The 14,019-nt window shown below is 33.6% G+C and carries 8 protein-coding genes and 1 pseudogene; 3 read left to right on the top strand and 6 right to left on the bottom strand.

The genetic code is table 11. From position 1 onward, the window contains the following. Positions 1-17 precede the first annotated feature (17 nt). Both SJY34_RS06660 and SJY34_RS06655 read left to right on the top strand, forming a co-directional pair. A complete protein-coding gene (locus SJY34_RS06660) occupies positions 18-3,311 on the top strand; it encodes a T9SS type A sorting domain-containing protein (RefSeq protein WP_400080358.1) in 3,294 nt (1,097 codons plus the stop codon). A 99-nt stretch (positions 3,312-3,410) separates the two neighbouring features. Then, positions 3,411-4,211, top strand: coding sequence for a hypothetical protein (locus SJY34_RS06655; protein WP_400080355.1), 801 nt, complete (start codon positions 3,411-3,413; stop codon positions 4,209-4,211). A gap of 141 nt (positions 4,212-4,352) precedes the next feature. Here the strand turns inward: SJY34_RS06655 and SJY34_RS06650 are convergent. The 4 genes and pseudogenes from SJY34_RS06650 to SJY34_RS06635 form a co-directional block, all read right to left on the bottom strand. After that, positions 4,353-5,655 (bottom strand): annotated as a pseudogene (locus SJY34_RS06650) (amidohydrolase family protein). A gap of 11 nt (positions 5,656-5,666) precedes the next feature. Continuing rightward, complete coding sequence (locus SJY34_RS06645; RefSeq protein ID WP_400080353.1) at positions 5,667-8,651, bottom strand: amidohydrolase family protein; 2,985 nt, start codon at positions 8,649-8,651, stop codon at positions 5,667-5,669. Between the two features lie 85 nt (positions 8,652-8,736). Next, on the bottom strand, positions 8,737-9,804 hold the full coding sequence (locus SJY34_RS06640) for a DUF3810 domain-containing protein (RefSeq protein ID WP_400080350.1): 1,068 nt from the start codon (positions 9,802-9,804) through the stop codon (positions 8,737-8,739). A 79-nt stretch (positions 9,805-9,883) separates the two neighbouring features. After that, on the bottom strand, positions 9,884-10,588 hold the full coding sequence (locus SJY34_RS06635) for an FKBP-type peptidyl-prolyl cis-trans isomerase N-terminal domain-containing protein (protein WP_400080347.1): 705 nt from the start codon (positions 10,586-10,588) through the stop codon (positions 9,884-9,886). Between the two features lie 155 nt (positions 10,589-10,743). Between SJY34_RS06635 and SJY34_RS06630 the strand changes: the two genes are divergently transcribed. Beyond that, positions 10,744-12,204, top strand: coding sequence for an aminoacyl-histidine dipeptidase (locus SJY34_RS06630; protein WP_400080344.1), 1,461 nt, complete (start codon positions 10,744-10,746; stop codon positions 12,202-12,204). A 57-nt stretch (positions 12,205-12,261) separates the two neighbouring features. Here the strand turns inward: SJY34_RS06630 and SJY34_RS06625 are convergent, their stop codons facing one another. Both SJY34_RS06625 and gldI read right to left on the bottom strand, forming a co-directional pair. Then, the gene (locus tag SJY34_RS06625) at positions 12,262-13,473 is read right to left on the bottom strand and encodes a peptidylprolyl isomerase (RefSeq protein WP_400080341.1); all 1,212 of its coding nucleotides are present in this window, start codon (positions 13,471-13,473) and stop codon (positions 12,262-12,264) included. Further along, positions 13,466-13,999, bottom strand: coding sequence for a gliding motility-associated peptidyl-prolyl isomerase GldI (gldI, locus tag SJY34_RS06620; RefSeq protein ID WP_400080338.1), 534 nt, complete (start codon positions 13,997-13,999; stop codon positions 13,466-13,468). The genes SJY34_RS06625 and gldI overlap by 8 nt, the downstream gene beginning before the upstream one ends. Between the last annotated feature and the right edge of the window lie 20 nt (positions 14,000-14,019).

Raw genomic sequence — 14,019 nt, 5'->3', positions numbered from 1 at the left:
GGCAAAAATACTTCATAATGAGATATAAATTACAATTTATAATGTTACTTCTGTCGTTTCATCTATTATCCTTTACTCAGTCCACACCACAGCCACCTCCACCATGTGGTTTAGGCAATGGATTATATGTTTGCGATGATGTAGATAGCGATGGTATAAGTACTTTTAATCTCGATAATCAAGACGAATTAAATGTTATCTTTTGCCCTCTCGGAGAAAGTCTAGTGAGTAAAACTTTTCATTTATCACTAGTAGATGCTGCTAACGAAGCTAACCCTATTGAAAATTTTAATTTATATGAAAATATTTCAAACCCACAGATAATTTATGTAAGAGGTGTTTTTGATGATAATAGTGTTTTAGTAAGAGAGCTATTATTAAGCGTTTTTGGTAATCCAGTAGATAACGAAATCTCAGACTTAGTTAGTTGTTCACCTTATCCTAACGAAGATGCTAGTTTTTTATTAAGAATTAAGGATAGCGAAATAACTGATGGAAATCTATGTAGTTCAGTTGATTATTTTGAAACATTAGCAGATGCAGAAAACAATACCAGTGCTATACAATTAGTAGATGGCTATTATAACAATTTAACTAATCCGCAAACCATTTATTACAGAGAAGAGAATACAGAGACAAATGTATTTATTGTTGGTTCATTTGAAGCTATTGCAAGTTGGGAACCATTAGTGGGTTTCAACCTTCAGCAAGAAGTATGTGATTTTGACGATGACGGTTTTGCAATTTTTGATCTAAACAGAACAATTAACGAAATAAATGCTATTGCAGAACTTGATGGTTATGGTAATGTAGAAGTGACCTTCCACGAGACTCAAGATGATGCAGATACTGGCGAAAATGCTGTCGTAATTAATTATACAAATTCAGTAGCGAATAATGACATGCTATTTATTAGGATAAAACGTTTAGATTATGGATGCTCTTATACAGGTGCTTTATTAGATTTAATTGTAGTTCAAAATGATAGTGCTAACACAACTAATGTTATTAATCCGTCGCCGTTAATTGGCTGTGATGATGATGCAGATGGTTTTGCGGAGTTTAATTTAGCGCAAAAAATAAATGAGTTGCTTAATGGATTAGATTCTTCTTATTACAATACGTCTTTTTACGAAACTATTGAAGATGCAGCAATGAATACTAATGTTATAGAATCAACAACTTACATTAATAACATTGCGAATGAACAAACTATTTATTTTAGAGTAGAAGATCCAAATAATGGATGTTATAAAGTTGGTGAGTTTAATTTAATTATCAATACCGAGCTTTCTTCGGTTATAGAACCAACACCTTTAATAGAATGTGGTTATATAGAAGTAAATGGCGATGATGGATATGCTTATTTCGACTTAGAAAGCAAAAACGAAGAAATATTGAATGGGCTAAATCCTGAAATCTATGATGTTCTTTATTATGATACACAATTGGATGCTGATATGGGGACTAATGCTATTACATCCATGCCTTATAGAAACGTGCTACCTTACAGTCAAATACTTTACGTTAGAGTTAATAATACCGAAACAAATTGCTTTGTTAATACAACTTTAGATTTAGTTATTGAAGATTGTCAAATTAGTTGCGATGAAGAACCTGTAAACATAGAAACGTGTTTTATGCTAAATTCAGAGGTTCATACGTTTTCTAACGAAAACGATGCTCCGCTCACGTTGCGTTTTAACAGTGGTTCAATTCAAGGTCTTGGTGATACAGTATTAAACATTTATGGATCAGATGGTGAAACGGTTATAGCAACAATTAGTAATGATGATGGCAATGGGGATTTATCTAACATGGTTTTTACGTCAGACGGTTCTTCAATAAGCTTTTCCTTTAGTGGCACATATGTGTGTCTTAATGATGATCTTCCACTGAATTTTGATGTATTTTGTACCAACACAGTAGGTTTTCTTAAAATAGGTGCATTTATTGATGATAATATTGATTCAGTTTTAAATGAGGGAGAATCCTACTTTAATAATGGTTATTTTACTTACGAAAAAAATAATGACGGCAACGTCATAACAGTACAATCCTCATATAATCAAATAACTATTGTAAGTGAAAGCGAAGATGACAGCTACGCTATTAACTATTACCTTAATGACTTTCCTGAGATTTGCTACAACCTTACATTGTCTGAATTTAATGATGTATCTGTACAGAATGCTGAAACAATCATACTAGATTTTCCGATAGTGAGTGAACAGCCTTGCCAAGATTTAGCTGTATATTTAGTAAACCCATCTGCGTCGCCAAGACCTGGTTTTAATTATATTAATCATCTTTATTATAAAAATCTAGGCTTAGAGACCATAAGTGCAGGTTCTATAAATTTTATTGGAGATGATTTAGTGGATCTTATTGGTTACAACTTTTTTGATGTTACAGACACTATTATTACGAACGGTAACGAGCTCACGTTAGAATTTTCTAATTTAGAACCTGGAGAAACCCGATACATAGGAGTCAACCTTAATTGCTTAGTAACAACAGACCTTGGAGTAATTGTTACAAATATGGCCAGCTACACCACAACAACAAATGATATTGTAGCAGAAAATAATGTATCTACCTTATCTGAAATTGTCATAGGTTCTTACGATCCTAATGATAAAATGGAAGCACAAGGCCCACAAATAGTATATGACGATTTTATAACTACAGATGAGTATTTATATTACACAATACGTTTTCAAAATGTAGGCACTGCGGAAGCTATATTTGTGAGAATAGAAGATGAATTAGATGCTCAATTAGACGAAGCAACATTCCAAATGATACGATCTAGTCATGATTATCAGGTAACACGAACTGGTAATAGTTTAGAATGGTTTTTTGATGATATAGATTTACCTGCAGAACAAGATGATGCAGAAGGTAGTAATGGTTTTGTCTATTTTAAAATAAAACCAAAATCTGGCTATACTCTTGGTGACGTAATACCAAATAATGCAGCTATTTATTTCGATTTTAATCCTCCAATAATTACAAACATCTTCAATACTACTTTTGTAGAACCACTTTCAGTAGATGATTTTGAGAGTATCGGGTTTACAATGTATCCTAATCCTGCTAAGGATAAGCTAATCTTAACCCTTAGTAATAATATATATGAAGATTTAAATTTAAGTATCTACGATATACAAGGAAAGCAAATTGGTCTTTCTAAAATATTGAACTCAACTACTATTGAATTAGATGTTTCAAAATTTGATTCTGGTGTATACTTTGTTAAACTTAGAAATCAATCAGTATCACTAGTTAAGAAATTAATTATAAACTAATAACAGATTATTATTCATAAAAAGCCTCAGAATAATTCTGAGGCTTTTTTGTAATTACTTTTATTTAATTTCGTCAAAGACTTGAACAAAAACCATATCATGAAAAAAATTAGTCAACTATTAATATTAGCGCTTTTAATTACTGCGTGTAAAAATGAAACGAAACAAGAATCTCCAATTGTAGATGAGGTTAAAGCAGAAGATATTACGACAAGTATTTATCCGGAATCTATGGCCAAAATATTTGATGCCCATGGTAGTATTGATAATTGGAACAAAATGCAGACATTATCTTTTACCATGGAAAAGCCCAACGGAAAAGAAGTAACGACTGTAGATTTAAAAACCAGAGCAGAATTAATTGACACTCCGACACATATGCAAGGTTACGATGGTAGTTCTATTTGGATAAAAAACAAAGGTGACAATGAAAATGACGGCAGTAGGGCTGGTTTCTATCGTGGTTTGATGATGTATTTCTATGCGATGCCATTTATCGTTGGAGATGATGGGATTATATACGAAGATGCAGAGCCTTTGGTGTTTGAAGGTAAAACCTATCCTGGAATTTTAATTTCTTATGAATCTGGAATAGGATCATCTCCAGACGATCAATATATCATTTATTATGACGCTGAATCTGGGCAAATGCAATGGTTAGGTTATACGGTTACTTATGGTAAAGACGGAAAAAGCAAAGAGTTTAAATTTATACGATACAATAACTGGCAAACGATTAATGGTTTAGCGGTTCCTAAAAGTATAGATTGGTATAAATATGAAAACAATGTACCAACTGAAAAAAGAAATACTGTTGAGTTTACCAACATAGTGCTTTCTGAAAAAGCAGCGGATGCTAGTATGTTTTCAGTAGCTGAAGGTGCAATGGTTATAGAATAATTTTAATTGTTGTGTCATTGCGAGGACGCAAGACGTGGCAATCTTAATAATAAATTAGAGAGATTCTTCGTTTCACTCTGAATGACAAAAAAAAAGCGAGCTCAATGGGCTCGCTTTTTTGCTATGAGGTAATGTTATTATTTAATCTTCTTTACTAAGTTTCTCAGAATACCGTTTCCAAAGTTTAGTTTGATGTGTTTCTAAACTTAGATTTCTACCATCAATAAATGCATGTGTTACTTGATTGGTTCGCATATCTAAAGCATCACCTTCACTAATAAAAAGCGTAGCACTTTTACCAACTTCAAGAGTTCCGTACATATCATCAATACCCATAATCTTAGCAGGATTCTTCTGTGATTAACTGTAAAGCTTGTTCTTTCGTTAAGCCATGAGCTACAGTAGTACCTGCATAAAACGGAAGGTTACGAGAATTCATACGCTCCATTTGTCCGCTTGGTTCTAACGATACCAATACACCAGCATCAACTAAGGTCTTAGCTAATTTATATGGCAAATCATAATCATCATCCTCCATCTCTGGTCTTGAGTGTACACGTCTTAAAAATACAGACACATTGTTTTGTTTTAAGAAATTTGTAAGATTCCCAGCTTGGTATGCACCAACAATAGTAATATTTGATATTCCTTGGCCTTTAGCAAAGTTTACAGCATCAGTAATTCCTTTTTCATCATCAACATCAATGTATAAACGTTTAGAGGCATCAAATAATCCTGATAATGCTTCATAAGGTAAATGGGTTTCACCTTTATCACCATTGTTATAACTTTTTGCTTCGGTAAGGTAATCAGACAATTCTTTTACTTCCTTCGCATAATCTTTGTTTGGTTTTAAACCAGGATCTTCCCCTAACCACCAACGACCACGACTAAAACTACTTGGCCAATTCATATGTATACCATCATCTGTTTTTATAGAAGCATCTTCCCAATTCCATGCGTCATATTGTACAATAGAAGATGTTCCTGTGATACGCCCACCTCTTGGTACAACCTGTCCAAGTAACACACCATTAGGTCGCATGGATTCAACGACTTTAGATTCCGCATTATAAGCAATGATACTTCTAATGTGAGGATTGTAAGTTCCCATTTCAGATAGGTCATTTGATGCTTTTACAGCATCGACTTCTACTAAGCCTAATGTACCGTTAGAAACGATGAAACCAGGATATACGTGCTTACCTTTGGCGTCAATAATAACTTGATTTGTAAGTGGAGTAGTGGCAGGTCCAACAGCTGTTATCTTTCCATTACTTACAACGATAACACTGTTTTCTATAACAGAGCCATTACCAATGTGAGCCGTAGCACCTACAATAGCAAAATCTTCAGTTTGCTTTGGTGCTGGTGTTTGTTGAGCAAATCCTAGTGATACACACAACAAAAACAATACGATATTTATATTATTAATTTTTTTCATTTTAAATAGTTTTAGTTGTGTGCTACGTGTTCATTATCCATTGAGTCGCAATGCAACAATTCTTTTTCTTTTTTCTTTACAGGTTGTGTTTTTAAACCTTTGTTTTTGTCTTGAAGCATCAAATTGATAAGCTCACTTTTTTCTTTCTTAATAGCTGCTCGCATTTGCTTATCTCTAGCTAAATCAAAATAAGTTACCCCTTCAATAATTGTTTTTTCTGCTTTAGCATAAATAGATAATGGGTGATCTGTCCATAACACAACATCTGCATCTTTACCAACTTTTAAACTACCAACACGCTTATCTAAGTGCAATAGTTTTGCAGGATTTAAAGTCACAAACTTCCAGGCGTCTTCTTCACTTACACCTCCGTACTTAACGGATTTTGCAGCTTCTTGATTTAAACGACGCGACATCTCAGCATCATCACTATTAATAGCTACAACAACTCCAGCATTGTGCATAATTGCAGCGTTATAAGGAATAGCATCATTAACTTCATACTTATAAGCCCACCAATCACTGAAGGTTGATCCGCCAACTCCATGTTCCTTCATCTTGTCGGCGACTTTATAACCTTCAAGAATGTGAGTAAACGTATTAATGTTGAAGTCGAATTTTTCAGCAACTTTCATTAGCATGTTAATTTCACTTTGTACATAGGAATGACAAGAAATGAAACGCTCTTTATTCAATATTTCAGCTAAAACTTCTAGTTCAGCATCTTTACGATAAGGCTTTCCGGTTTTCTTTAATTGGTCATAAGCTTTAGCTCTACTAAAATAGTCCATATACACTTGCTCAACTCCCATACGCGATTGCGGGAAACGTTCATTTCTGTTAGAACGCGATTGTTTTACATTTTCACCTAAAGCAAACTTGATAAACTTAGGCGAATTATTATACACTAAATCATCAGCCGATTCTCCCCATTTTAATTTTATAATCGCAGAACGCCCACCAATTGGGTTGGCAGAACCATGTAAAATCTGAATTGATGTCACACCACCAGCCAAATTACGATATACGCCAATATCTTCATCATCTAATACGTCTTCAATAGTAACTTCTGCTGAAGAGTTTTGACCTCCTTCGTTAATTGACGCAGCAGCAATATGAGAATGTTCGTCTATAATACCTGCGGTAACATGCTTTCCGGTTGCATCAATTACTTTTGCATTTCTATCTGATAAATCTTTTCCTATTTTCGAGATTTTTCCGTCTTTAATAAGAACGTCTGTATTTTCTAAAATACCGTCTTTTTCATTAGTCCAAACTGTAGCATTTTTGAAAAGTAAAGTTTCAGATTTTGGCTTTTCAGTAAAACCATATGCTAGATTAGGATATGTAACAGGACTCATAAAAGGCTTATCAGACATTTTATCAGCTTTCTTTTTATCACCAGTCTTTTCTTCATCTTCTTTTTGAACTTTACTAGCATAAAAAGGAAGATCTGTTCCGTTAGGCATGGTTGCTTTACCACTCAAACTATTACTGTTCGATGTATTGGCTACAATTCTAACATATTCTTTTTTAGTTGTATCAGCAGTTTTAACGGTTAGATTAATCCAATCCGCCTTATAGCTCATTTTTGTACCTAGGCTTTTGTCTCCGCGTTCTAACTTAGCTTTTGCTTTGCTTGTACTTTCAGAAATTGAAAGTTTATAATCATCTCTAGCTAATTTAAATGTGTAATCACCATCAATATCCTTAGTATTCATATTAGCAATAACATGAGGTGTACCTTGAACCCAATTTTCAAAGAGTTTGGTTTTCTTTTCAAAAATATCTCCTGATGTAATTAAAAAATTGGCATAGCTTCCTGATTTTAATGTACCTAACACATCAGACTTTCCTAGTAAACCAGCAGGAATAGTAGTTAAAGCTTCTAAAGCCTTTTGTTTTGAAAGCCCACTTTCAATAGCTTTCATCAGATTAGACTTAAATGATTTTTTAGATTTTAAACCATGCGTCGTTAATGCGAAATTAATTCCGTTTTCAGCTAATAATCTTGGATTGTGCGGCTCTTGATTCCATGAACGCATATCACTTAGAGATAAAGTCGATGCTAAAAAAGGATCATCAACATCGTAGGCAAGTTGAAAATCTATAGGTAAGATTATACTAGCATTAGTTGCTTTGACATCATTGAGACGTTCATATTCGTCTCCACCACCAAGAATAGTATATTGGATGTTAAATGCGTCACCCACTTTATCTGCTCGCATGAGATTCGCTCTACTACCAGCTTCAAATATTTGAGGTAAATTTTTATTAGCGTTTAATGCTTCTAATGATAAATCTTTAGTGTCGATATTTCCACCAGCATACCATTTTGCGTCATTATACATCTGGCGTAATAACGCCATACTTCCCATAATAGAAGAAGGATATCTTTGACGCGATGTTACACTTTTACTAAATGATATATGTTGAGAAGACTCACCATCAACAACGCGCATAGAATTATCTGCATCATTATTTAGTGCAATCAAAGCTCCTGTTCCACGAACTATACCATCTGGCATGTGGGTATTCACAACACCAAAACCAAGTTTATGCATTTCGGATGCTGATTTGGTATCGTATTTAAAACTAGCCATAACATCTTGTTCTGGCATCACATGGTCATTCCAGTAAAAGCCGCTTCTACTAGCTCCATAACTTGGGCCATTTCCACCACGTTTGGGTTTAGTGATACCAAATGTAGTATACATGTCAATGAATGATGGATAAATTGTCTTTCCTGAAAGATCTACAGATGTTGTGTTTTTCGGGATAGTCACGGATTTACCAACACTCACAACCTTGCCTTCTTTAATAAGAAGTGTCGCGTTTTCTATAACTTCTGTTGGTGATACATGTATCGTAGCATTTGTAAATGCTGTGTAGTTAGAATTATTTGCTATAACTCCAGAATTGCTCGGGAAGTAATCTTGTGCAAATAACGAAAAACTGCACATAAATATGAGCAGCCGTAAATGTAATTTTATCATAAAATTGGATTGGTTAATTAACCCTTTAAAGATAGGAATTAAAGATTTAAGAAGAATTTAATTTGAATGTTTTAACGTTTTAAGGCTATAATTCTTTATCCTCATAATAATTCACATAAAGTGCCACCACATAATTATAACTTTTCATTCCATCAGATTGATTATTTACTTTGAGAAAATTATCAAAGGTTTTTTTGAAAATAGGCTCTAGAGGGTTTTTGTAGGCAGTCCAAAATTCTTGTACTTCTAAATAGTTTTTAATGATCCCTTTATTTACAGTCTCTAATGTCTTATAATAAACTTCCGAGTCTCTCTGATATAATTCTGCTAAACAATGGCGAAGCGCAAAGGTATATCCAGAATATTTAAAGTAAATATCGTCATTACTTATAGCGGCTAAACTTCCAATAAAATTAGCTTCATTTTCTGCAGCATAACCCAATTGGTGTGCAACTTCATGACATGACGTAGTTGGGAATTTGTACGTAGGTATTAAACCATCAACTTGAGCTTCATTGGTGAACGGATTTAAATACCCTGAAAACCCCATATAGGTGAGAGGTACACTGTAAATAGATTTTTTTATGCTTTTAGGCTTATAGTACAAATGCGGATATTCTACAGAAAGTGTTTTGTAACCATCTCTTACTTTATCAAAAATTTCAGATTTTGTATATGGTAATTCAACTTTCAAAGTATCATTCTTAGAAAGTTTGCTATGTATGACGTTAGATTTTATTATCAATTTTTCTGTGAAAGTAATCAATTGCTCAGTTGTATATTCTGCTTCAATATTTAAAGATTCGTAAAGCGGTTGCCTATAATAATTAAAAGCCCAAAGGATATGAAAAGCGAAATAGGCAATTGATAATGTAGCACCAATATCTAATAGCCAATTTAGAGTGTCTTTAACAACGCGTTTTCGATTTTTAATGAGCCATCTCAATACATAGATACCCGCTAAAGTGTAAAAAACATCACCAACAGAAAACGGTAACCATCCAAAAACATATCGCATTAATTTAGATAAGAAAGTATAGATACCATTACTATAAAACTGTTCAACAAACTCAGGGTAATTCTTTAATATTGAAATTAATAGAATCTGAATTCCAAGAAAAATAACTAAGATTAGTTTTTTGTTTTTCAGCATATTTCAAAAATAGATAATTTCCATAAAAAAAGCCTGAGTTAGTTTATAACTCAAGCTTTTTAAATTGTTTTCTGAAAAATTAATTGACTTTAATTAATTCTACATCAAAAATTAATGCCATAAATGGTTTAATCGCACCACCAGGTCTTGGATTAGCTTTATATGCTAGTTCTTGAGGTATAAAAAACTTATACTTAGCACCTTCTTTCATTAGTTGAATACCTTCTGTCCAACCTCCAACGACTGCATTTAATGCTGTTGTATAAGATTCCGAACTGTCAAACTCAGTACCATCGATTGTGGTTCCTTTATATGCAACAGTAACTTTAGATGTAGGTCCCTTTGGTTGTTTTCCTGTACCTTCTTTTACTACGATATATTGTAATCCACTAGCTGTAGTTTTTACTCCAGGTTTTGATTTGTTAGCTTCTAAAAAATCTACACTAGCTTTTTTAACGTCAGCAAATTGTGTTTCTAACGCTTTTTCTTGTTTTAATCTTTGCTCTTGTTGAAGTTTTTGTCCAAAGGCCTGAAGAATCATTTGGTGATTTGACTCAGGAATTTTTAACTCGGTTGAATCTGCCACATCTAAATAACCATTTATAAAGGCATCAATATTTAAATCAGGGACTTGATTTAATAAACCTTTTGCCTGACTAGCACCAATAGAATAACTAACAGAATCTATATTATTAGTTAAGGTCACATTAGAATTTGTTCTACTTTTATTATCACATGATAACGCTGAGATTGCTATAATTACTATTCCTATTCGTAATTTCATTTTTCTTTAAATTTTAGATAAAATTAGTTTTGATTTGTTTCTTTTAAAAAAGATATGCGAATTTATGATAATTAATGTTTTATTAAAACATGTTGTATAAAATAGAATGATTTTTTTGTATTACTTACCTTTGCTTTTAATAAATCAAAATATTTATGAGTTCAGAAATAAGAGCCTTAGAGCCAAAACAATTGTGGAATAAATTTGCAGATTTAAATGCTGTACCTAGACCTTCTAAAAAGGAAGAACGCATTATTCAGTTCATGAAAGATTTTGGTAAAAACTTAGGTTTAGAGACCATAGAAGATACCGTTGGCAATGTAATTATTCGTAAGCCAGCAACAAAGGGTATGGAAGATCGTAAACCTATTGTCATGCAATCGCATTTAGATATGGTACACCAAAAGAATAATGATACGGTTTTCGATTTTGATACTCAAGGTATAGACATGTATATTGAAGGAGATTGGGTAAAAGCAAAAGGAACAACACTTGGAGCTGATAATGGTCTTGGTGTCGCAACGATTATGGCCGTTTTAGAAAGTGATACAATTGCGCATCCTGCACTTGAAGCTTTATTCACTATTGATGAAGAAACAGGTATGACAGGTGCCATGGGCTTAAAGGGTGGATTACTTAAAGGTGAAATTCTTCTAAACTTAGATACGGAAGAAGATGATGAAATTGGAGTCGGTTGTGCAGGTGGAGTCGATGTAACTGCTACAGGTTCTTATGATGAACAAAACTTGTCAAGCGAGGGGAGAAAAACATATAAGATAGAAGTGAAAGGCTTGCAAGGAGGTCACTCTGGTATGCAAATTCATGAAGGTTTGGGTAATGCCAATAAAATTATGAACCGCTTACTATACGCTGTTGTAGAAGATATAAGCATTTCTGAAATTAATGGTGGAAGTTTACGTAATGCCATACCAAGAGAAAGTGTCGCTGTAGTGGTTTTAGATGATGATAAAGAAGATATACTAATTAGTGTATTAACAGCATTGTCAACAACCATTAAGCAAGAATTAAAAACCATGGAACCAGACTTGCAAATTGAGTTCTCAGAAATAGATTTTCAAACTAAAGTTATGCCATTTGCTGCGCAATTGCAACTCGTTAATGCCATATATGCAGCTCACAATGGTGTTTATCGCATGAGCCCAGATATCTCTGATTTGGTAGAGACTTCTAATAATATTGCACGAGTTATTGTTAAAGATGGTCATATTAAAATAGGATGCTTAACACGGTCTTCGGTAGAATCTTCTAAAATGGATTTAGCCAATAATTTAAGAGCAACATTTGAACTTGCAGGTTGTGATGTTGAATTGTCTGGTGATTATCCAGGTTGGGCACCAAATATGGATTCGGATATATTAAAGGTAATGGTACCTATCTACGAACGTTTAAATAATGGAGGAAAACCTCATGTAGCCGCATGCCATGCTGGTTTAGAATGTGGAATACTTGGACAGAATTATCCTACTATGGATATGATTAGTTTTGGACCGAATATAAAAGGAGCACATTCACCAGATGAACGAGCTCAGATTTCTTCCGCTCAAAAATATTGGAAATATGTTTTAGAGATTTTGGAGAATATTCCAAAATCTTAATTGAAATATTATGACATAAAAAAAGCAGCTTTAAGCTGCTTTTTTTATTTGAATTATTTATTTTTTAATTCCTGCCAGTTCGATATCAAAAATGATATTGGCATTTGGTGGAATGACAGGTGGATTTCCTCTTTCTCCATACCCTAAATAATATGGTATAAATACTCTAGCTCTATCTCCAATTTTCATATTTAACATTGCTTCTCTAAAACCAGCGACTAAGGTTGCACTTTCATTATATGGCATATCGAATGGCGCATATCTTCCAGCTTTATCTTGTCCTTCATCATATTTACCATTTTTCTGAGCGACATCTTTCCAGGTTGTCCAGAACAGGGTGCCATCTTCAAAGTAGCCAGCACAATCAATGTTAACTCGGTCTGAAGACTTTGGTTTAACACCATTGCCTTCGTTTGTGAAAATCATAGCCATACCAGTAGGTGAATCTATTTTGCGGCCAGTTAATTCTTCATTTTTCTTTAACCAATCTGCCTTAGCTTGTCTAGCTAACGCTTCAGCTTTCTTTTTTGCGTCCTCTTTAATTTTTCTAATACCTTCTTCAACTTTTGGCATTTCTTCACTAAATATCTTAGGCGCATCAAAAGACTTAGCAGCTTTCCCTTTTCTTATAATATTCAATTTTGTAATGATCACATCTTCAACAGGTTTGTGGTTTCTAGCTGCTGGGTTTATAACTTTTACGTTAGAAATAGAATCTTGTACTTCAATACCTTTAACGAGCTCTCCAAAAACCGAATGACAACTTACTCTTGGTTGATCGCATGGCTTCATATTACCTTGCGCATCAAAAGCATCTAAGCTTGGCCAAGGCACTTCCATTATAAAAAATTGACTTCCATTAGTGTTAATTCCACCACTATTTGCCATAGATAATATACCTGGTTTATCGTGTTTTAAATCTGCACTAAAATCTGCAGCAAATCTATATCCAGGAGTTCCACTTCCGCTAGCTGTAGGATCGCCACCTTGTATCATAAATTTGTCTATAACTCTGTGAAAAGTAACGTTATCATAGAATGGCTTACCTTGGTATTTTTCCTCTGCCATTGGATGATTACCTTCAGCTAATGCCACAAAATTGGCAACAGTTACGGGAACTTTATCATAAAATAATTCTGCCACCATTGTACCCTTATTCGTTACAAATTCGGCATAAATACCATCTTCTAAATCGGGATAGTTTTCTTGACAAGACGTACTCGACAGTACTAATAATACAACTAATGTTGCAAGTGCATTTTTAATCATTATTTTGAGTTATAGTGTTTAAAGTTACTTCACAAATCAAAGGAACATTCGTTCCTATTTTATTTTCATCACCATAATAGCCATAAGCTTTTTGAGAAGGGAATATAAAGGTTGCAGTTTCTGTAGGTTTTAGAAGTTTTAAACCTTCTCGCAAGCCTGTAAATAATTCTTCCTTATCCATGATGTAGGTTTTATTTTCTTTAGAATAAATTTCTGTACCAGCAATATTAGAGACATTGTAATCGAAATCTACAATATCACCAAATTGAGGTTGAACAGTATCATTTTCTATTTGATTACCATAATAATACCAGAAGCCACTTTCAGAGGCGATATAATTTTTTTCAGGGTTACTTTTTATGATAGACTCTATTTGCCCACGTTCTAATTCATTGAGCTTTCTACTTCGTTCTGCGGATTCTTTTAGAAACGAACCAGAATGTACAGATTCGGGCATTCTAGCTTCAGGAGATTTACAGCTAATGCATAGCAGTAATAGCGTTATAATAAGTAGTAGGTTTTTCATTTTTTAATCTTTTTATTTGA

It is taken from the genome of Winogradskyella sp. R77965 (genome assembly GCF_044594915.1).
Classification (GTDB): domain Bacteria; phylum Bacteroidota; class Bacteroidia; order Flavobacteriales; family Flavobacteriaceae; genus Winogradskyella.
The sequence above is the reverse complement of the archived record's forward strand: the minus strand, read 5'-3'. Positions and strand labels throughout refer to the sequence as shown.